Source organism: Embleya sp. NPDC020630 (assembly GCF_044334985.1).
In the GTDB taxonomy this organism is placed as follows: Bacteria; Actinomycetota; Actinomycetes; order Streptomycetales; family Streptomycetaceae; genus Embleya.
Genome location: NZ_JBIRUB010000012.1, coordinates 83,143 through 101,729, shown reverse-complemented (window position 1 = coordinate 101,729; position 18,587 = coordinate 83,143). Strand labels below are relative to the sequence as shown.

Genomic DNA, 18,587 nt, shown 5'->3' with positions numbered 1-18,587 from the left:
GAGCGTCCGTATCCGCGAACGCGGGCGCCCCAGAGCCCGGTCAGGTGGTCGCCACCAGCAGCTCCTCGCCGCTGGAGGTGCGCAGTCCGTCCGCGCGATGCGCGAAGTAGCGCTCGTTGAGCTCGGCCGCCGACACGTGTCGGGCGGTGGCGAAACCGACCTCACGGGCCGACTCCGGGAGTTCCTCCGGCGGGTAGAAGCTGACGAACGGCGTCCCGGCCGCCTCGGCCCCCTCGATCGCGATCCGGAACGCGGCGCGATGTTCCTCGGAGTCGAGGAGTTCCGGCGGCAGTTGGAACGTCATGGCCAGCGTGGAGCCCGGGGCCAGCGACGCGAGCCGGCGCAGCGTGTCGGTGTTGGCCTGCCTGGTCAGATACAGGGCGACGCCCGTCGAGGCCACCACGGTCGGCCGGGTCGGGTCGAATCCGGCGGCGGTCAGCTCGTCCCACCACGAGGCGCCCGACTCGAAGTCGACCGGCACCAGGTGCAGTCGGTCCGGGACGCCGTAGCCGAGTTCCTCCAGTCGCCGACGCTTCCACGCCTGGGGGCCGGGTTGGTCGACCTCGAACACGCTTATCCGGGCCGCGACTTCCGGTCGACGCTGGACGAAGGTGTCCAGTCCGGCGCCGAGGACGAGATATTGCTCCGCTCCGCGCTCGACCTGTTCGATCACCAGGTCGTCGATGAAGCGGGCCCGGGCCACGATCGCGGCCCGGAACCAGCGGGTCAGGTCCGGATCCATGTCCGGCCGCTCGCGCCAGTCCGGGTCGGGATCGGCGATGCGCAGGCCGATCTCGTCCTCGAAGACGTGCGGCGCCGGATCGAGGCGCAGGTGCAGGGCCCGCCACAGGGCCACCCGCAGCGCCGTGTTGTCCGGCGTCGCGAAACGTTCGTCGGGCACGGGTCGCTCCGTTCGGTCGACGTCGGAGGTGTTCACGGCCGGGCCGGCGCCGACAGGGTCCACTCCCGCCCGTCGGGGTCGCGGACGGTCATCTCCCTGGTCCCGTAATGGGTGTCCTCGAACGGGGTGACCACCTCGACCCCGTCGGCGGGCCGGAACGTGTCCTCGTCGGGTACCCGCAGGACCAGCCGCATCCCGGGCTCCCGGGTCTCGGGCACCTCGGCGATGAATACGAACGGCCCCTCGCCGTTGCGCAGTTGGCCGGAGTTGTGCCCGGTCGAGAACTCCAACTCGTAGCCCAGTCCCTGGAAGAACTTGGCGGCCTTGCCCCAGTTGTGCGTCTCCAGGAACACGGCTTCGATGCCCTCGGTCGTCATGTCAGCTCTCCTTTTCGGACGATGGCTCTCGTTCACCCGGGGTGTCGTCGAGGTAGGCGCGCAGCGCGGCGGCGACCAGCGCCGACAGCGACAGCTCCGACTCGATGGCACGGTGTTTGACCTGCTTGATCAGTGAGATCGGCAGATACACGTTGAACTGCTTCACATCCTCGTCACCCACGAGAGGAATGCTAGCACGCTAGCAATCTAACAGTCGGTTCGGCTTCGGGTCGGCACGACGGGCAGGACGAGGGCCGATCCCGGGTGGAATTCCACGCTCGTGGGCACGATCTCCCGCGCGGTGTGGGCGGGTTCCCCCGATCCGGTGTTACGGGCGAAGCGCGGGTGGGCGCCGCCGCTCAGCTGGAGGCGGACGCGATGGCCGGACCCGAAGCGGTACGCGGTGGGGCTCAGCGCGACGGTGATCCGCGCCGGGGTGGAGCCGTTCGGGGTCAGCCGGAGGATGCCGTCGCACACGTTCGTGGACCGGCCGCGTTCGTCCACGTCGCACAGGCGGGCGAAGACGTCGATGTGGTCGGTGCCGGTGGCCGCGTACAGGTCCGCCGACACCGGACCGCAGACCTCCAGTGGTTCGGTCAGCGGCGGTGTGGTGAACGTCAGCACATCGTCGCGGGCCTCCAACGCGGTGTTGTCCCGGGGTCCGGCCTTGGGCGAGAGCGTCGCGCCGCCGACGGAGGGGGTCGGGTCGGCGGGGTCGTAGCGCAGGACCGCGGGCGCCGCGGCCGCGCCGGGCTCGCAGCTCAGCGTGCCGTCGGCGGCGATGTACCGGCGCTGCGCCACCGCCTCGGCCGGCGGCCAGTCCGCCATGTCGCGCCACTCGTCGGCGCCGCCGACGGGCTCGCCGCGGTGACCATGCGCGGCGTCGCGGCGCGCATCGGCGTCGGGGTGATGTCGCTGTACTCCTACGTGCCGAACAAGGAGACCCTGCTGGAGCTGATGATCGACCGGGTGGCCGGCGACCAGCCCACTCCGCCCGCGCCGACGGGGGCCTGGACCGCGGATCTGCGCGCCATGGCGCATGCCCAACGCGATCTGATGCTTCGTCATCCATGGTTGCCGGCGGCCCTGCAGGAGCAGCAGACGCTCGGCCCCAACACGCTCGCCTTCACGGAACACGCGCTCGCCGTGCTCGAACCGGCCGGGTTCGACGGGCAGGGCCCGCTCGAAGTGTTCAGCCTGGTGACGGGATTCGTGGCGAGCCACGTCGGCTACGAGGTCGCCCGGGATCGTGCCGCGGTGCGCGCCGGGCGGACGACTGGCGAACTGGCCGAGGCCCGGGGCCGCTACCTGCGCGCGGTCGCCGCGAGCCCGGACCATCCGCGCCTGGCCCGGACCCTGGCGGAACCGGCCCGGTCCGCCGACCCGGACGCGACGTTCGATCGATTCCTGGGACACCTCCTGGACGGACTGGCCGCGACGCGCGCCGCGCGCGAGGGGTAGCGGGCTGCCGCTATCCGGCCACGCGGACCTGCGGGTCGGGATACGGGTCGGGACGCGGGACGGGATGCGGGTCGGCCGGGTGGGCGGGTTCCGGCGCGGTGGTTCGGGCGCCGGTGCGGGTGGCGCCGATGCCGGCGAGGACCACGAAGACGACGCCGGCGGCCGGGACCGCGCCGGGTATCTGGTCGAGGACCACCAGGCCCATCAGGAGCGCGATCGCCGGCTCCAGGCTCATCAGCGTGCCGAACGCGGAGGTGGTCAGCCGGCGCAGTGCGAGGAATTCGAGGCTGAACGGCAGTACGGCGCTGAGCGCGGCCAGCCCCAGCATGATCAGCGCCAGGTGCCAGGTCACCCGACCCAGGCCGGTCGGTGCGGCGGCGATGAGGGCGACGAGTCCGGCCACGGGCATCGAGACGGCCAGTCCGCTCAGGCCGGTGACCCGGTCGCCGACGTGTTGGGTCAGCAGTATGTACGCCGCCCAGCAGGCCGCGGCGGCCAGCGCGAAGGCCAGACCCAGCGGATCGATGCCGGCGTGCCAGGGTTCGGTGAGCAGTACGACGCCGGCTCCGGCCAGGGCGGTCCAGCGCCGCCGCCCGCCGCCCGAGCCGTACAGGGACACGGCCAGGGGGCCGAGGAATTCCAGCGCGCTCGCGGTGCCCAGCGGCAGGCGCGCGACGGCGAGCATGAAGAACACCATCAGGCACCCGCTCACCACGCCGAGCATGGTGCACGCCCACAGGTCCCGACCGCCGAAGTCGCGCGGCCGCGGTCGGACCAGGACCAGCAGGAGCACCCCGGCCCACGCGAGTCGCAGGGCGACCGTACCGAGGGCGCCGAGGTCGTCGATCAGCGGCACGGAAAGGGCCAGTCCGAGCTGCACGGTGGACATCGCGGCGACGGCCATCAACGCCCCGGTCGCGGCGTCGGGCAGCCTCGGCCGACCGCCGGTGGGACGCCCGATCTCGGGGCGGGTGCGGGGATCCGGAATGCTCATGCGCCAAGTAGAGGCCCGGCGTATCGTTCGTGTCCACGTGCCGATCCGAAAGATATCGTTCACGAATCGTGGACGATTCGCAGCGTGGAACCTCGGAGAACGACGCATGGAGACCCGACGCCTGCAGGTGCTGGTGGAACTGGCCCGACTCGGGTCGATGCGCGCGGTCGCGGACGTGTTGAACACGACCACCTCGACCGTCTCGCAGCAGATCGCGGTGTTGTCCCGGGACATGGGCGCCGCGCTGATCGAGCCGCAGGGGCGCCGGGTCCGGCTCACCCCGGCCGGGCGCCGGCTGGCCGAGCACGCGGTGACCATCCTCGCCGCCGTCGAGGCGGCGCAGCACGACCTGTCGCCCGGCGCGGAGCCCAACGGCACACTGCGGATCGCCGGGTACGCCACCGCGATCCGGGCCCATCTGCTGCCGGTGGTCGGGGAGTTGGCGGTGAGCCATCCGCGCGTGCACGTGCTGATCCGCGAACACGAACCGGCCGAGGCGCTGGCATTGCTGGCCGAGGACGCCACCGACCTGGCACTGGCCTACGACTACAACCTGGCGCCGGCGGCCGAGGATCCGACGGTGCGGGCCACGCCGCTGTGGACCGCGCGCTGGGGGCTGGGCGTCCCGGCCGACGCCGACGCGAGCGAGGGCACGACGCTCGACGTCTTCGGCCGCTTCGACACCCACGACTGGATCGTCAACTCCCGCAACACCGCCGACGAGACGGTGATCCGTACGCTCGCCTCGATGGTGGGCTTCACCCCTCGGGTGACGCACCAGGCCGACAGCCTCGACCTGGTCCAGGGCATGATCGCGGCCGGCCTCGGCGTGGGCCTGCTGCCCCTGGACACGACCGTGGCCCCCGGCGTACGGCTGATCCCCCTCACCGCCCCGCCCGTCGAGATGCGCGCCCGAGCGGTGGCCCGCCAAGGCCGCCTGAACTGGCCCCCGTTGGCCCTGATGACAACCCTGCTACGCCAACGCGCCGGCTTCCGGCAGTGACCGGGACGATCACCGCCATCGAACGCCGGCTCGGCGCGGCTCACGGTGGCGATCACGTGGGGGTGAGTGCGGTGGGGAGGGAGGATTGCAGGGCTCTGGTGGCCGCCAGGACGGCCGGGTGGTGGGTGGCGCCCTCTCGGTGGGCGATTTTGGTGCGGCGGTGGAGGGGGAGGCGGGTGAGGGATACGGCGGGGGTGGGGGTGGGGATGCCCAGGTGGGGGACGACCGCTACGCCCTGGGCGGCGGCGACCAGGGACAGCACCGTGGTGAAGTCGTCGACCTGGTGGCGGACATGCGGGGTGAAGCCGGCGGCCTGGCAGGCGCGGATGGTCATCGCGTGGCACAACGTGCCCGGAGTGGCGGTGATCCAGGGGGAGTTCCGGCAACCGGCGAGCACCGAGTCGGTGGGGGTGCCCGCGGGCGGTGGGGATTGGTCGGCCAGGTACATCGGTTCGGTGCACAACGGGCTTGTGGCGATGCCCGGTTCGGCGACCGTCGGGACGAAGTCGTATTCGTGGATCAGCGCGACGTCCAGGTCGCCCGCGCGCAACGCGTCCGCGACCCGGGCCGGGTCGATCTCCACCACCATCGGCTCCAGGCCCGGATGGCGGTCCACGAGCGAGGTGAGGGCCGGGAGGATCATCGCCCGGGTCGCGGTCGGGAAGGCGCCGATCCGCAGGGGTCCGGCCGGGCCGCGGCGGGTGTCCGCCAGCTCCGCCGCGGCCTGCTCCAGGCGGGCCAGCACGGCCTCGGCGTGACCGACCAGGGTGTGCCCGGCCGGGGTGAGGGTGACCCGTCGTCCGGTGCGTTCGAGGAGCGGGACGCCCGCCTCGCGTTCGAGGGTGGCGAGCTGCTGGGAGACCGCCGAAGGGGTGAACGCGAGGGCTTCGGCGACGGCGGCGATCGTGCCGCGCAGGGACAGTTCGCGCAGCAGGCGCAGGCGGCGGACGTCGAGCATCGGCTCAGCTTACGCTCGGCTTCACGAATGTGAACTGGACCTGCGTGATCGGGGCGGGCCACCCTCGTATTCATGACTCGGCAAACACGGCAAAATCGGCAGACTCCGCAGACTCGGCAACGGCGTACACCCCTGACCGGAATCCTCGTCCCGCTCGTCACCCCCTTCGCCGCCGACGGCCGCATCGCGGTGGACGCGCTCGCGGACCTGGCCCACTCCGTCCTGGCCGCGGGCGCGACCGGCCTCGTCGCCTTGGGCACGACCGCGGAGGCGGCCACGCTCGACCCCGACGAGCGCACCACCGTGATCGACGTCTGCGCCCGCGTCTGCGCGGAGCGCGACGCGGTCCTGGTGATCGGCGCCGGCGGCAACGACACCCGGGCCAGTGACCGCGCGCTCGCCGACCTCGCGCACCGGCCGGAGGCCGCCGCCGCGCTGGTGCCCGTGCCGTACTTCAGCCGCCCCTCGCAGGCCGGCGTACTGGCGCACTTCACCCACTTGGCGGAGGCCGCTCCGCTGCCGCTGGTCGTGTATCACGTCCCGTACCGCACCGGCCGACCCCTCGACGCGGCCACGCTGCGCGCGCTGGGCCGGCTTCCCGGCGTGGTCGGGGTCAAGCTCGCGCAGGGCGGTATCGACGGCGAGACGGTGGACCTGCTCGGTGACCTCCCGGCCGATTTCGCGGTCCTGGTCGGCGACGACCCGTTCCTGTCGCCCCTGCTCGCGCTCGGCGCGTCCGGTGGCGTACTCGCCTCGGCACATGTGGCCACGGACCGCTTCGTCGAACTGACCGCCGCCTGGCAGCGCGGCGACCTCGACCGGGCCCGGCCGCTCGGGCACGCCCTGGCCCGACTGGCGGCCGCGCTCTTCCGCGAACCGAACCCCACCGTGATCAAGGGCGTGCTGCACGCCCAGGGCCGTATCCCGACCCCGAACGTGCGTCTGCCCCTGCTGCCGGCCGGCCTCGAGGCGGTCGACGAGGCCCACAAGCTCCTCGCCGACCTATAGCCGGCCGCGGCTACTCGGCCCCGGCGTCCGGAATGCGGCGCATCGCCCGGCCCACGTGCAGGAATTCGGCCCGCTCGCCCTCGCCGAGGAAGAGGAACTGCTGGTGCCGTCCGCCCGCCGCCTCGGTGCTGATCAGCATGCGCTCGCTCGTCGGCACCACCCGCATGGTCACCGTGTCGTCGCCCAACAGCGCGCCCAGCTTGCCGAGCAGCCGCGTGGTGGCGACCAGCCCGTCCTCGGTCTCGGCGATGTCGAACCGCTGCGCGGGTGACGCGTAACTGCCGACCAGGTAGCTCGTGTCGACGGCCGGCGGCTCGGCGGGCGGGAGCGCCGGCGCCGGCGGGCGCACGTCGGCGAGGGTTTCGAGGAGTTCGCAGATCAGGTCGTACACGCCGTACAGGGCACCGCCGTTGGTCAACAGCGCGATCGAGACGTCACGTTCCGGCACCACACGCAACATCGCGCCCTGGCCGATGGTTCCGCCGTCGTGGCCGATGACCTCGCCGCCGGACCAGTCGTACAGGATCCAGCCGAGGCCCCACAGCCGCGCGCCGAACGCGCCGTCGCCGCCGATCTCGATCTGCGGCTCGCGCATCGCCCGCGCCGACTCCTCGGACAACAGTCGCTTTCCATCCGGGAGTTGCCCGAGCCGGATGTGCGCGGCGGCGAATTCGAGCAGGTCCGTCGCGGTCATGGCGAGCGCCGAGCCGGACGGTGCGCCGTTGCGGTCGGTGTGGTGCACCGGCGCCTTCACGTTGGTGCCGTCGGGGCGGCCGATGTGTCCGATCGCGCTGCGCAGCAGAATCGACTCGGTCGCGTTGTTGGCCACATGCGTCAGACCGAGCGGGGCGACGATGCGATCGCGCAGCGCCTGCTCCCAGGTCACTCCCGTGCACACCTCGACGATGCGGCCGAGCAGGTCGAATCCGGCGTTGGAGTACGAGAACGTCTCGCCGGGCGGGAACAGTTGCTCGCCGACCGTGGCCAGACTGGCCACCAGACGGGCGAGGGAGTCGTCGCCGTTGCCGTGGTCGTCGAACAGTTCGCCCTCGAAACCCGCGGTGTGGCACAGGAGATGACGAGTCGTCATCCGTGCGGCGGCGTCCTCGTCGACGAGTCGCAGGTCGGGGATGTAGGTACGGACCGGGACGTCGAGGTCGATCAGGCCCTCGTCGACCAGTTGCATCACCAGGGTCGTGGTCCACACCTTGGTGATGGAGCCGATCTGGAAGACCGAGTCGGTGGTCGCCGGGTACTCCGTCTCGACGTCGAGCACGCCCACCGCGGTGGCCACAGTACGATCGCCGACCCGGACCGCGAGGCTCGCCCCGGGGATCCCCGACTTCTCGACCAGCTCCGCCAGGCGCGTCCGCAGGTCTTCGGCGGTCGGCAGCGGCGTGGTCGAGCCCGCCGCGGCCGAGCGGTCCGAGCGGCCGGAAGCCGGCGTGGCGGCATCGGGCGGGGTGGGTCGTCCCATGGGTCGGGCACCTCCTCGAAGGGCGGCGGTCTGCCGCGGGGAGCGCTCACGCTAGGCAGCGTGCGCGGCGGTCGAATCGTCCGGGAGGACGAAGAACCCCATGCGAGCCTGTCCGAATCGCCGACGCCCGTCGAGGCCGGGGTGCGTGATGCTCACTGGACGGGCGACGCCCGACGGGCGGTACCCGAAGGGCGGTGCCCGACGGACATCCGGCACTGGGCGCGGGCAACCGGCGACGAACGGGAGATTCCATGGACGTATACATCTCGATCGACATGGAAGGAGTGGCGGGCATCGCCACCCTCGACCAGATCGTGCGCGGCGGCGGTGGCTACACCAGGGCGCAGGAGATCATGACCGGCGAGGCCAACGCGGCCATCGAGGGTGCCTTCGCGGCGGGCGCGGACAGCGTCCTGATCAACGACAGCCACGGCACGATGGACAACCTGATCGTGCAGCACCTGGACCCGCGCGCCCGGGTGATCCTGGGCAGCCCGAAGGCCCAGTGCATGGCGCACGGCCTCGGCGCGAACCACGGCGTCGCGCTGTTCATCGGCTACCACGCGGCGGCCGGCGCGCCGGGGGTGCTCGCGCACACCTTCTCGTCGGACTTCACCTCGGTACGGCTGAACGGCAAGCCCGTCACCGAGGCCGAGGTCAACGCGCTCCTCGCGGCCCGGCACGGCGTCCCGATCGGACTGGTCACCGGCGACAACGAGGTCTGCGCCGCCACCGCCGCGGCCTTCCCCGGCGTGATCACCGTCCCGGTCAAGACCGCCGAGGGCTTCACCGCCGCGAACAACGTGCACCCGACCGTCGCCCAGGACCTCATCCGGGCCGGCGCGGCGGCGGCCGTGGAGAAGGCCGGGGTCCTGGAGCCGCTGGCGCTGCCGGAGAAGTTCGTCTTCGAGGTCGGCTTCCAGATCCCGCTGGCCGCCGAGCTCGCGGCGGCGGTCCCCGGCGCGGAGCGGGTCGACCTGCTCACGGTGCGCTGCGAGGCGACGGGCCCGGACCAGCTGATGGACCTGGTCAACCTCTGGTACACGGTCGCCGCGCACTCGGCCCGGTCGCGCCTGCCGATGCTGGAGCGCCGCTAGCCGAGAGAGCGCCACGGCCGGCCGGGGCCGGGCGGCGGTGCGGGGCGAGGAGGGGGGTCCCGTACCGCCGCCCGGCTTCGGCTTGTCGCGGGAGCGGAAGCGGGCGGCACCGGGGCTAAATGGCCGGCGCGTGGGCCGGTGTGGCGGGATGATCCGGGGTGTCCGGGGCGACGCCGGCTTCTCCGCTGTGCTTCGGGCCCAAGGTGTGCGCACCCGACCCGCTCCGAAAGGCAGTCGTGATGATTCTTGGCGCGTCCGAGCCGTCCGAGCCGTCCGAGCCGTCCGAGTCCTCCGATGTCGAGCAGCCCGAAGTGCGGGCGGCGGTCGGGGCGGTGCGGGGCCGGCGGGAGGCGGGGGTCGCGGTTTTCCGGGGTATTCCGTTCGCCGAGGCGCCGGTGGGTGCGCTGCGGTTTGCCGCGCCTCGGCCGGTGCGCGGGTGGGACGGGGTGCGGCCGGCCCTGGCGTACGGGCCGCCGCCGCCTCAGGGTGGCGCGCTCGGGATGGCCGAGTTGGCGCGGGGCGCCGTGGGCGACGACTGGCTGACGGTCAATGTCTGGTCGCCCGATCCGGGCCCGGGCGCGGGGCTTGCGGTGATGGTGTGGATCCAGGGTGGTGCGTACACGGTCGGCATGTCCGGTCTGCCGGAGTACGACGGCGCACGACTGGCCCGGGACGGCGGCGTCGTGGTGGTGACGTTCAACTACCGTGTCGGGTTCGAGGGTTTCGGGCTGATCGAGGGCGCGCCCGCCAACCGGGGGCTGCTGGATCAGATCGCGGCGCTGACGTGGGTACGGGACAACATCCGGGCGTTCGGCGGGGATCCGGACCGGGTCACCGTCTTCGGCCAGTCGGCGGGCGGCGGGTCGGTCGCGGCGTTGTCGGCGATGCCGCGCGCGGCCGGACTGTTCGGCCGGGCCGTGGCGCAGAGCGTGCAGGGTACGTTCTTCACGCCGGAACTCGCCGCCGACGTCGCGGCGAGTTGTGCCGCCGAGTTGGGGATGCGCGCCACGATGGCCGAACTCTACGAGGTGGAACCGGAGTTGTTGGCCGCAGCCGGGGATGCGGTGGCCGCCGGGATCACCCGCTGGGCCGGGCGGTGGGGGCGGGCCGCACACGGGGCGACCCCGTTCGCGCCGGTCGTCGACGGCGATTGGCTCCCGGCCACACCGTGGCGGGCCCTGGCCGACGGCTTCGGGCGGGACGTACCGCTTCTCGTCGGCCACACGCGCGACGAACAGCGCCTGCTCACCGTGCTCGACGGGCTGCTCGGCGAGGTGACGGAGGATCAGGCCGCGACCGCCCTGGACGTGTTCGGCCCGGAGCGCGACGCCGCGCGCCGCTACCGCGCCGGGTATCCGCACGCGAGTCCGGAGGAATTGTACGAACTGGTGCGCTCCGACCGGCTGTTCCGGATGCCCAGCCTGCACCTGGCCGAGGCGCGGATCGCCGGCGGCGGCCGGGCGCACGTGTACGAACTGACCTGGTCCGCACCGGGCATGGGTGGTGTCCTCGGCGCCTGTCACGGCCTCGACGTCCCGCTCGTGTTCGGCAACCTGGATCGGGGCCAACCCGCCCTGCTGTTCGGCGGCGGCCCGACGGCGGAGGCGGAGGCGCTGTCCGCCCACATGCGCGCCGCGTGGACGGCCTTCGCGAAGGACGGCGACCCGGGATGGCCCGCGTACGAGCCGCAGTCGCGCACGACCCGGGTCTTCGCGGCCGAGCCGACGATCGCCGTCTATCCGGAGGAGGCGTCCCGGCGGATCTGGGCGGGGGAGCCCATGTCGGCGTTGTCGATGGTGGCGGGGTAGCACTCGCCGGTCGCGCGGATCCCATACCCACGACCGCCGGATGTGTGCCGCCCGCCCCGCTCGGGACGGCACCCGTCCCGAGCGGGGCGGGCGGTCACGACGCGGCGGCGCCGGTGGAGCGGCGGTCCAGGGAGTCGCCGACGAGGTGGTAGACGGCGTTCTGGGCGGCGATGTGGCGGTCCACCTCGCCGGCTTCGCGCTGCTTGCCGTCCGCGCGGCCGGATATCGCGTAGATGTAGTAGCGGTAGAGCGATTCGTTGACCCGGCTGAAGGTGGCGTCGGGCGCGAAGCTCTCGGCGCCGGACGCCGTCGGCGGCGTGACCTGCCGGAAGCCGTCGGGGTCGTCCACCGCGAGGGTGGCGGCGGCCACGGCGGTGGGCATCTGGAGCACGCCGACCGTGGTCTGGACGTTGTTCGCCTTGTCCACGTAGAGCGCGACGACGCCGCGTTCGCAGCCCAATCGCGCGATCTGCTCGGCGGCCTTGTCGAAGGCCACGGCGGCGCAGTCGTCCACGGTCTTCACACAGGTCCGGGTCAGCATGCCACCCGCGTATTTGTACGGGAGTTGCGCGAGGCCGAAGACCTCGTCGCCGGTGACGGGCCTGGGGTCGCGGGACGCGAAGCGCAGGTCCTCGCGGGTGAGGGTGCCGCGCGTGGGCTTGTCGGTCGCGGTGACCGGTACACACGGCCGCAGCGAAGACTGGGACGCGGACGCGCTGGGTGTGGCGCTGCCGGCGGCGGGCGGCAGCGTCGAACCGGGGGTCTGCGGGCCGGCGCTCGGCGGCGGCTCGGCGGCGGCCTTCTTGTCGTCGCCTCCGCCGCACGCGCTCGACGACGCCAGGACGGCCACCGCACACGCGGTCACGGCAAGGGCGCGCCACGGCCGGCGGCGGGCCCGGGTGCGGGTGGCGGCGCGTGCCGTGTCCGGTGCGTCGTGTTCGAACATCGGGGACTCGTTTCGAATCACGGCCGACGCGCGGTACGACGTGGCACGGTACGGCACCGATGCTCTCCGGCGGTCCGGGCGTCCGACCTGAGGAACCCGCCGGATGGTGTCGTACCGGCTGACAATCGGTGAAAACCTAGCATCGGGTGCCGCACCAAGATCAACCATTGGCGGCCGATGTGGGGATCTCCGCGCGAAATGGATATTCCGACGCCGGGGGACCGGATCGGCCGAGGTCGTCGGCGCGATCCGGTCCCCCGGCGCGGCGGCGGGTGCCGATCGTACGGATGCGTCATCCGATCGGCCCGCCGTGACACGTCCTACTTGAGGGCGGTGAGCGCCTTCTCGTAGTCGGGCTCCTCGGCGATCTCGGCGACCAGTTCGGAGTGCACGACCACGTTGTTCTCGTCGAGTACGACGACGGCGCGCGTGGCGACGCCCGCCAGCGGGCCCTCGGTGAGCGCGACGCCGTAGTTCTCCAGGAACTCGCGGCCCCGCATGGTGGACAGCGTCACCACGTTGTCCAGGCCCTCCGCACCGCAGAAACGGCCCTGGGCGAACGGCAGATCGGCCGATATGCACAGGACGACGGCGTTCGTCAGGTCGGCGGCCGACGCATTGAACCGGCGCACCGACGCGGCGCAGGTGCCGGTGTCGATGCTCGGGAAGATGTTGAGCACCTTCCGCTTGCCGGCGTAGTTCTCCAGCGACACGTCGGACAGGTCCTTGGCCACCAGGGAGAAGTCGGGCGCGCTGTCGCCGGGCTGCGGGAGGCGGCCGGCGACGGCGACCGGGTTGCCCTTGAAGTTGACCGTCTGTGACATGGGAACCTCCGAGTTGGTAGGGGATGCGAGCCGGTCGTGTCGGGCCGCGTGCCGACCGCGGGACGACCGCGACCGACACGTGTCCCGGGTCCCGACACGGCCGCTCCCGGACCGAAGCCCAATCGGCGACCGACATCCGTGGAGCGGGACGCCCGACGGCCGGGAAGCGTGCGCCTCAGGCTATCGGGCGCCCGATCGGGGCCGAGGGGCGGCGCCGGTCGGCCCGTGATGTCGGCGCCCCGGCGCGATGTCGGCCCGCGTCCGGGGCGCGGCGCCGGCGGCCGTACGGGTGGAATCGCCGGGCGGTGCCGGTCGGCGCGCGGTCCGCTGCGCGGACGGGTGATCACCTTGGCCGAGCGGGTCCCCTCCGCTGTCCGGTCCCCTCGCTGTCCCGTCCCCTCACCCCCGGAAGAGACATATCGCCATGCGCCGTGCCTCCGGCTGCCGCCTCGCCACCGCCCTGTTCGCGCTGTCCGCCCTCGTCCCGCTCACCCTGGCCGGCCCCTTGGCGCAGGCCGCGCCACCGACGATCGTCGTCGCCGGTGATCCGCGCGTCGACGCCTCGGACCCCGGCGACCACGCGTCGCACGGCCTGGATCCGGCGATCGTGGCCCGTCTCGACGAGGTGATCGCGCAGACCCGTCGGGAGACCGGGGTACCCGGGGTGACGGTCGGTCTGTGGTGGCCCGGTCGGGGCAGTTACGTGCGATCGACGGGGGTGGCCGACATCGCCACCGGTGCGCCGATGACGCCCGATCTCAACATGCGGATCGGCAGCGAGACCAAGACGTTCACCGTCACCGCCCTCCTGGAACTGGTCGACGAGGGGCGGCTCTGGCTGGACGATCCGATCTCCGTGTATGTCGACGGGGTGCCCGACGGCGACCACATCACCCTCCGCCAACTGGCGGAGATGCGCTGCGGCCTGTTCAGCTACACCGCCGACCCGGACTTCGTACAGGCGCTGCTGAGCGACCCGACCCGTGCGTTCACCCCGCAGGAGTTGTTGGGCTACGCCTTCCGGCACCCGAACGTCTTCGCGCCGGGCAGCGCGTTCCAGTACTCCAACACCAACACCGTCCTGCTCGGCCTGGTCGTGGAGAAGGTGGGCCGGATGCCGCTGGCCGAGTTCATCCACCGGCGGGTCACGGGACCGGCGCACCTGCGGCACACCCTGTTCCCGTGCGGCGCCGAGTTCCCGGCGCCGCACGCGCACGGGTACACCGACCAGACCTTGACCGGCGAGGTCGCCGACACGACGGACTGGAACCCGAGTTGGGGGTGGGCGGCCGGCGCGATGATCTCCGACCTGCACGACTTGCGCCGCTGGGCGAAGGTGGTGGCCACCGGGACGCTGCTCTCCCCGGTCGTGCAGGAGCAGCGGGAGAAGTTCGTGCCCGTGCCCGGCTTCGACGACGCCGGGTACGGGCTCGGGCTGTTCCGCGTCCGCGGCTGGGTCGGGCACAACGGATCGCTGCCGGGCTACGAGAGCGTGACGATGTATCTGCCCGAGCAGGACGCCACCATGGTCATCCTGCTCAACACCGACATCCTGCACGACGGCAACGAGCCCAGCACGCTGTTCGCCAAGGCGATCACCTCCGTCGTCACGCCGGAGAACGTGTACGACCTCCCGGCCGAGCGCTGACCCCGGCGCACGCGGCAGCGCGGCACAACGCCCCGAGGGGCTCGTGCCGCGCTGCCGGCGCGTTTTCGGGCCGGGTGGGTCGGGGCGGATACCCGGACAGCCGGCCGGAGTTGCGGCGGCGGACCGGCGCGGCAGGGATGCGCGAGCGGGCCGCCGTGGCCACTGCGGCCTCCCGAACTCCCGCCCGGTGCACGGCGGTACGGGCCGCATCGGGGTCGGCCTCGTGGCCGCGGGCGCGCCATCGGTGTCGTGGGCGCGGGTGGTCCGGTCAGCCGGCGGCGGCGGTGAACAGGCCCCGGCCGGCCTTGCCCGCGCGGCCCGCCTTGACCAGGCCCTCGGCGGAGGTGCGGACGCTCTCCAGGCGGCTCTTCGTGGGCTCCTCGCCCAGGGCTTCGGTGAGTCGGCGGACGTTCATCGGCTGCTCGCTCGCGCTCAGCAGTGCCGCGATCTCGTCGCGCAGGTGGGTGCGGACCCGACGTTCGGCGGCCGGTGCGGGGGCGGCGGCCTTCGGGGCGCGGGCGGCCTTCCGGCGCGGGCCGGCCGGTGCCGGGGCGGCGGCCTTGGGGCGGGGCGCGGCCTTGCGCCGGCGCGGCGCGGGGGTGGTGCGCTTGGTCTCGGCCGCGGCCTTGGGCGCGGCCTTGGCCGCGGGTGCCGGGTCCGGAGCGGCGGCGGGCGGCGCGGACTTCTGCTCCCTGCGGGGCTGCGGTACGGGCGCGACGAGGGGGCGGATCAACGTCAGGTGTGCGACCGCGTTGCGGCGGGCCTCGAGTTGTCGCTCCACCTCGGCCAGTTCCGTCTCCAACTCCTCGCGACGATGGGCCAGTTCATCGGCCTCCCGTTCCAGCGACACACGCAGTTCCTCAACCGACGACGCCATCCGGCGACTCCTTCGCTCGACGTGCCCGGTGCGCGGAATACCCACACCCGGGATGCCGACATGATCGCGCGTCGGAGTGCGCCGTGTGCGGGAAAGCCCGGTTTCCCCTACGAATGATGCTTTCGTGCTGTTGGATCGAGGAGGCCGAACGTCGGTCGGCGGTGTCGGTCGGCGGTCGCCGGGCGTCAGGCCTTGTCCGGATCGGGGCCGAGTCGGGCGCGCACGTGGGCCGGCAGCACGCGGGCGTGCTCGGTGAGCGTGTCGAGGAACGCGGTGGTCAACGGATCCGGCCGGGGGCGGGCGTACGCGGCGAGGGCACGGCGCACGGGCGGGTCGGGGCGCAGCAGTCGGCCGGGGAAGTGCGGCGGGATGACGTTCGCGGGCACCAGGGTGGGGCCGAGGCCGGCCGCGGCGAGCAGGGGCGCGGCGGCGGTCTGTTCGGTACGTACGGCGGTGTTCGGCCGGAACCCGGCGGCGGCGCAGGCACGATCCAGTACGTCGGCGAGGCCGTTGCCCGCCGCGTAGTGCACCCAACTGCGCTCGGCCAGCGTGTCGATCCGGACCCGCGTCGCGCCGTCGGCGGCGGCCGGATCGTCGGCCGGGACCACCACGACGAACTCCTCGACGCCCAGGTCGCGCAGCGGTCCGTCCCAGCGCGGTGGGGGCGGGCCGACGGCGAGGTCGGCGCGTCCGGCGGTCATCGTCTCGTGCAGTTCGCCGGCGTGCCGGTGGTCCACCAGGCTCACCCGGATCTCGGGGTGGGTGCGGCGCCACCGGTGCAGGACGGGCGGGAGCACGCCGAGGCTGACCGAGTAGACCGAGGCGAGGTGCAGTTCGCCGGTCTCCAGACCGGCCACGCGGCGGGCGGCCGAGCGGGCCCGGGCGGCGTCGGCGAGCGCGGCACGGGCGTACGGCAACATCGCGCGGCCCATCGGGGTGGGCCGGACCGAGCGGGGGAGCCGCTCCAGGAGCGGGCCTCCGCTGTCCCGCTCCAGGGCCTGGACCTGGTGCGAGAGCGCGGGTTGGGAGACGTGCAGCAGCTCGGCGGCGCGGGTGAAGGACTCGGCGTCGACGACGGTCACCAGGTATTCCAACTGCCGCAACGTTGCCATAGACACAGTTTATGGCAGAGATAGAAAGTATGCCTTGGACGTATGGGTTGGATGTGCCGCAGAGTCGAGATACAAGGCCGTATGCACCCGAAATACGGCATGAGCAACGAAGGTGCCACCCATGTCTGTCACGCCCGATCTCTCCCGGACCGCCGCGCACACCCCCGCCCCGACCCTCGAAGGGCGGCGGATCGTCGTCGTCGGGGCCGGATCCGGCATGGGCCGTGCCCTGGCCGCGCAGGTGTCGGCCGCCGGGGCCGAAACGATCCTCGCGGGTCCGGACCCGGCCCGGTTGCGGGAGACGGCGGACACCCTGCCCGGGCCGGCGGCGGTCCTGGCCCTCGACCTCGCCGACGAGGACTCGATCGCCGCGTTCGCCGCCGAGGTCGGGAGCTTCGACGACCTGGTCTCGACCGCGGCGATGCCCGCGAACGGTCCGGTCGCCGACCTCGAACTCGCCTCCGTGGAACGCGCGTTCGCGGCCAAGGTGATCGGGCCGATGCTGCTCGCCAAGCACCTGGCCGGCCGGATGCGCGAGGGCGGCTCGTTCACCTTCTTCTCCGGCGTGGCCGCGTGGCGGCCCGCGCCCGGGCGGGTGGTGATGGCCACCACCAACGGCGCACTGGCCTTCCTGGTCCAGGCGCTCGCGGTGGAACTGGCCCCGCTGCGGGTCAACGCCGTCTCGCCCGGCATCGTCGATTCCGGCGCCTGGGACGGCATGGGCGCCGACAAGGAGGCGTTCCTGCGTCAGGTCGCCGAGCGCAACCCGGCGCGCCGGGTCGGTACGCCCGACGACGTGGTCCGGGCGGTCCTGTTCGCGCTCACCAGCCCGTACGTGACCGGTACGGTTCTGCACGTCGACGGGGGTGGGCGTCTCGCCTGACGTCCGGGCTGCGGGCTGCGGGCTGCGGGCTCCGGGCGATCGGCGGGCGGGCCGCGTCGGGCCCATGTGGCGGGCGCGCCCGTCCGGCAGGATTGGGCCGGATGACGACCAACGGCCCGTGGAGTACCCACGCCCTCGAATTCCGACCCGACACGGTGGTCAAGACGTTTCGCGCCGGAGCGCACGACAACCACCGGCGGGAATGGACCGCGCTGACCCTGCTGCACCGCTTCGCGCCCGACCTGGCCCCGCGCCCGGTGAGCCGGGATCCTCGACCGTCGTGCCCGGTCGTGGTGATGTCCCGGCTGCCGGGGGTCGCGCTGCGCGGCACGCACGTGCGGGACGAGCGTGTCGACGCGTTGGCCACGACGTTGAACACGCTGTACGCGGCCGTCCCGGACGAGGTCGTCCGCGAACTCCCGGTCCGGCCGGGGCAGCAGGACCCGATCATCGCCCGGATCGACGAGTGGGCGGGGTGGGGGCTCGACACCACACGCTCGGTCGGCCGAGCCCTCGCGGCGGGCGTGCACTGGCTGAATCAGGGTGGTGGTCGGCGGGCTCTCGGTCGCGGGCAGGTGTCCGCCGTCCTCGGCCCCGGGGACGGAAATCTCGCCAACTACCTGGAGGATCCCGGGGATCGCCCGGACGCCGGAGTACGCGGGACACGGGCGCGGATCCGGGTCGTGGACTTCGAGGAGTCCGGGCGCAGCGACCGGGCCTTCGAACTCGCGGAGATCACCGAACACGTATCGAGCTGGGTGGATACGTCCCTGGACGTGCGTCGACTGCTCGATCGGGTCGACCTCACCCCGGCGGAGGCCGCGCGCGTGCCCGACTGCCGACGCCTGCTCGCCCTCGTCTGGCTGTTCCAGCTGTCGATGGAGGACCCGGAGAACCCCCGGAATCCGCCGGGGACCGCCGAGCGCCAGGCCGGCCGCCTCACCGAACTCCTCGGCTGAGCACGGGCATCGAGGCTCCGTTACGCAGGGGAGGGCGCCGTCCGGTCGAGGTGCGCGGCCGAGTTCGAGTCCAGGGCGGCGCCGCGTGCGAAAGCCTCGGCGAACGCGCGCGGCCCGAGCGTGGCCGTCGTCGCGGCGGTGATCCGGTCGGCGTCGGTACGTCCCCCGGGCGGCAGCGGAGCGTCCACGCTGCGGTGGCCCGCGTCGGCCGCGCCCAGGAGCAGGGCCGCGAACACGGCACGGTCCGCGTCGCC

At 73.0% G+C, this 18,587-nt stretch carries 20 protein-coding genes; 8 read left to right on the top strand and 12 right to left on the bottom strand.

Translation table 11 applies throughout. From position 1 onward, the window contains the following. Positions 1-40: 40 nt before the first annotated feature. From ACH4XV_RS32950 to ACH4XV_RS32935, 4 genes are read right to left on the bottom strand one after another with little or no spacing between them, the layout of a single operon-like run. The gene (locus tag ACH4XV_RS32950) at positions 41-901 is read right to left on the bottom strand and encodes a class I SAM-dependent methyltransferase (RefSeq protein ID WP_395795980.1); all 861 of its coding nucleotides are present in this window, start codon (positions 899-901) and stop codon (positions 41-43) included. A gap of 32 nt (positions 902-933) precedes the next feature. Continuing rightward, positions 934-1,278: a VOC family protein gene (locus ACH4XV_RS32945; RefSeq protein WP_395795979.1), complete on the bottom strand. Its 345-nt coding sequence runs from the start codon at positions 1,276-1,278 to the stop codon at positions 934-936. Between the two features lies 1 nt (position 1,279). After that, on the bottom strand, positions 1,280-1,459 hold the full coding sequence (locus tag ACH4XV_RS32940) for a ribbon-helix-helix protein, CopG family (protein ID WP_380012165.1): 180 nt from the start codon (positions 1,457-1,459) through the stop codon (positions 1,280-1,282). A 26-nt stretch (positions 1,460-1,485) separates the two neighbouring features. Continuing rightward, positions 1,486-2,106 carry a CocE/NonD family hydrolase gene (locus ACH4XV_RS32935; RefSeq protein ID WP_395795978.1) on the bottom strand — a complete coding sequence of 207 codons (621 nt, stop codon included), beginning with the start codon at positions 2,104-2,106 and terminating at the stop codon, positions 1,486-1,488. A gap of 45 nt (positions 2,107-2,151) precedes the next feature. Between ACH4XV_RS32935 and ACH4XV_RS32930 the strand changes: the two genes are divergently transcribed. Beyond that, entirely contained in the window at positions 2,152-2,739 is a 588-nt protein-coding gene (locus tag ACH4XV_RS32930) for a TetR/AcrR family transcriptional regulator C-terminal domain-containing protein (protein ID WP_395796105.1), read from the top strand. A 10-nt stretch (positions 2,740-2,749) separates the two neighbouring features. On the opposite strand, the gene ACH4XV_RS32925 is transcribed toward ACH4XV_RS32930, so the two are convergent. Further along, positions 2,750-3,733 (bottom strand): EamA family transporter, encoded by a 984-nt coding sequence (locus ACH4XV_RS32925; RefSeq protein WP_395795977.1) that lies wholly within the window; start codon positions 3,731-3,733, stop codon positions 2,750-2,752. A 106-nt stretch (positions 3,734-3,839) separates the two neighbouring features. Between ACH4XV_RS32925 and ACH4XV_RS32920 the strand changes: the two genes are divergently transcribed. Further along, positions 3,840-4,736, top strand: a complete 897-nt coding sequence (locus ACH4XV_RS32920) for a LysR family transcriptional regulator (RefSeq protein WP_395795976.1) — start codon at positions 3,840-3,842, stop codon at positions 4,734-4,736. Between the two features lie 52 nt (positions 4,737-4,788). Here ACH4XV_RS32920 and ACH4XV_RS32915 read toward each other — a convergent pair whose 3' ends face one another. Then, on the bottom strand, positions 4,789-5,694 hold the full coding sequence (locus ACH4XV_RS32915) for a LysR family transcriptional regulator (RefSeq protein WP_395795975.1): 906 nt from the start codon (positions 5,692-5,694) through the stop codon (positions 4,789-4,791). Between the two features lie 72 nt (positions 5,695-5,766). On the opposite strand from ACH4XV_RS32915, the gene ACH4XV_RS32910 reads away from it, so the two are divergent. After that, positions 5,767-6,702: a 4-hydroxy-tetrahydrodipicolinate synthase family protein gene (locus tag ACH4XV_RS32910; protein WP_395795974.1), complete on the top strand. Its 936-nt coding sequence runs from the start codon at positions 5,767-5,769 to the stop codon at positions 6,700-6,702. A gap of 10 nt (positions 6,703-6,712) precedes the next feature. Here ACH4XV_RS32910 and ACH4XV_RS32905 read toward each other — a convergent pair whose 3' ends face one another. Next, the gene (locus ACH4XV_RS32905; protein WP_395795973.1) at positions 6,713-8,179 is read right to left on the bottom strand and encodes a serine hydrolase domain-containing protein; all 1,467 of its coding nucleotides are present in this window, start codon (positions 8,177-8,179) and stop codon (positions 6,713-6,715) included. Positions 8,180-8,430: 251 nt separating this feature from the next. On the opposite strand from ACH4XV_RS32905, the gene ACH4XV_RS32900 reads away from it, so the two are divergent. Both ACH4XV_RS32900 and ACH4XV_RS32895 read left to right on the top strand, forming a co-directional pair. After that, positions 8,431-9,276, top strand: a complete 846-nt coding sequence (locus ACH4XV_RS32900; RefSeq protein WP_395795972.1) for a M55 family metallopeptidase — start codon at positions 8,431-8,433, stop codon at positions 9,274-9,276. Between the two features lie 239 nt (positions 9,277-9,515). Then, a complete protein-coding gene (locus ACH4XV_RS32895) occupies positions 9,516-11,084 on the top strand; it encodes a carboxylesterase/lipase family protein (RefSeq protein WP_395795971.1) in 1,569 nt (522 codons plus the stop codon). Positions 11,085-11,178: 94 nt separating this feature from the next. Here ACH4XV_RS32895 and ACH4XV_RS32890 read toward each other — a convergent pair whose 3' ends face one another. Next, positions 11,179-12,030, bottom strand: a complete 852-nt coding sequence (locus ACH4XV_RS32890) for a hypothetical protein (protein WP_395795970.1) — start codon at positions 12,028-12,030, stop codon at positions 11,179-11,181. 320 nt (positions 12,031-12,350) lie between these two features. After that, on the bottom strand, positions 12,351-12,854 hold the full coding sequence (tpx, locus tag ACH4XV_RS32885) for a thiol peroxidase (protein WP_380033561.1): 504 nt from the start codon (positions 12,852-12,854) through the stop codon (positions 12,351-12,353). 424 nt (positions 12,855-13,278) lie between these two features. Here tpx and ACH4XV_RS32880 point away from each other — a divergent pair, with 424 nt between their 5' ends. After that, positions 13,279-14,502, top strand: a complete 1,224-nt coding sequence (locus tag ACH4XV_RS32880) for a serine hydrolase domain-containing protein (protein WP_395795969.1) — start codon at positions 13,279-13,281, stop codon at positions 14,500-14,502. 268 nt (positions 14,503-14,770) lie between these two features. On the opposite strand, the gene ACH4XV_RS32875 is transcribed toward ACH4XV_RS32880, so the two are convergent. Beyond that, a complete protein-coding gene (locus ACH4XV_RS32875; protein ID WP_395795968.1) occupies positions 14,771-15,379 on the bottom strand; it encodes a hypothetical protein in 609 nt (202 codons plus the stop codon). 185 nt (positions 15,380-15,564) lie between these two features. Beyond that, positions 15,565-16,491 carry a LysR substrate-binding domain-containing protein gene (locus ACH4XV_RS32870; RefSeq protein ID WP_395795967.1) on the bottom strand — a complete coding sequence of 309 codons (927 nt, stop codon included), beginning with the start codon at positions 16,489-16,491 and terminating at the stop codon, positions 15,565-15,567. Between the two features lie 121 nt (positions 16,492-16,612). Here ACH4XV_RS32870 and ACH4XV_RS32865 point away from each other — a divergent pair, with 121 nt between their 5' ends. Both ACH4XV_RS32865 and ACH4XV_RS32860 read left to right on the top strand, forming a co-directional pair. Beyond that, positions 16,613-17,374, top strand: a complete 762-nt coding sequence (locus tag ACH4XV_RS32865; protein WP_395795966.1) for an SDR family oxidoreductase — start codon at positions 16,613-16,615, stop codon at positions 17,372-17,374. 101 nt (positions 17,375-17,475) lie between these two features. Beyond that, positions 17,476-18,333 carry a phosphotransferase family protein gene (locus ACH4XV_RS32860; protein ID WP_395795965.1) on the top strand — a complete coding sequence of 286 codons (858 nt, stop codon included), beginning with the start codon at positions 17,476-17,478 and terminating at the stop codon, positions 18,331-18,333. A gap of 20 nt (positions 18,334-18,353) precedes the next feature. Here the strand turns inward: ACH4XV_RS32860 and ACH4XV_RS32855 are convergent, their stop codons facing one another. Then, a complete protein-coding gene (locus ACH4XV_RS32855) occupies positions 18,354-18,569 on the bottom strand; it encodes a hypothetical protein (protein WP_395795964.1) in 216 nt (71 codons plus the stop codon). Positions 18,570-18,587: the final 18 nt, after the last annotated feature.

Coding starts and splice junctions, on each gene's coding strand:
- ACH4XV_RS32945 (WP_395795979.1), bottom strand. CDS start 1,278: ATGACGACCGAGGGCATCGAAGCCGTGTTCCTGGAGACGCACAACTGG.
- ACH4XV_RS32935 (WP_395795978.1), bottom strand. CDS start 2,106: ATGGCGGACTGGCCGCCGGCCGAGGCGGTGGCGCAGCGCCGGTACATC.
- ACH4XV_RS32930 (WP_395796105.1), top strand. CDS start 2,152: ATGCGCGGCGTCGCGGCGCGCATCGGCGTCGGGGTGATGTCGCTGTAC.
- ACH4XV_RS32925 (WP_395795977.1), bottom strand. CDS start 3,733: ATGAGCATTCCGGATCCCCGCACCCGCCCCGAGATCGGGCGTCCCACC.
- ACH4XV_RS32920 (WP_395795976.1), top strand. CDS start 3,840: ATGGAGACCCGACGCCTGCAGGTGCTGGTGGAACTGGCCCGACTCGGG.
- ACH4XV_RS32915 (WP_395795975.1), bottom strand. CDS start 5,694: ATGCTCGACGTCCGCCGCCTGCGCCTGCTGCGCGAACTGTCCCTGCGC.
- ACH4XV_RS32910 (WP_395795974.1), top strand. CDS start 5,767: ATGACTCGGCAAACACGGCAAAATCGGCAGACTCCGCAGACTCGGCAA.
- ACH4XV_RS32905 (WP_395795973.1), bottom strand. CDS start 8,179: ATGGGACGACCCACCCCGCCCGATGCCGCCACGCCGGCTTCCGGCCGC.
- ACH4XV_RS32900 (WP_395795972.1), top strand. CDS start 8,431: ATGGACGTATACATCTCGATCGACATGGAAGGAGTGGCGGGCATCGCC.
- ACH4XV_RS32895 (WP_395795971.1), top strand. CDS start 9,516: ATGATTCTTGGCGCGTCCGAGCCGTCCGAGCCGTCCGAGCCGTCCGAG.
- ACH4XV_RS32890 (WP_395795970.1), bottom strand. CDS start 12,030: ATGTTCGAACACGACGCACCGGACACGGCACGCGCCGCCACCCGCACC.
- tpx (WP_380033561.1), bottom strand. CDS start 12,854: ATGTCACAGACGGTCAACTTCAAGGGCAACCCGGTCGCCGTCGCCGGC.
- ACH4XV_RS32880 (WP_395795969.1), top strand. CDS start 13,279: ATGCGCCGTGCCTCCGGCTGCCGCCTCGCCACCGCCCTGTTCGCGCTG.
- ACH4XV_RS32875 (WP_395795968.1), bottom strand. CDS start 15,379: ATGGCGTCGTCGGTTGAGGAACTGCGTGTGTCGCTGGAACGGGAGGCC.
- ACH4XV_RS32870 (WP_395795967.1), bottom strand. CDS start 16,491: ATGGCAACGTTGCGGCAGTTGGAATACCTGGTGACCGTCGTCGACGCC.
- ACH4XV_RS32865 (WP_395795966.1), top strand. CDS start 16,613: ATGTCTGTCACGCCCGATCTCTCCCGGACCGCCGCGCACACCCCCGCC.
- ACH4XV_RS32860 (WP_395795965.1), top strand. CDS start 17,476: ATGACGACCAACGGCCCGTGGAGTACCCACGCCCTCGAATTCCGACCC.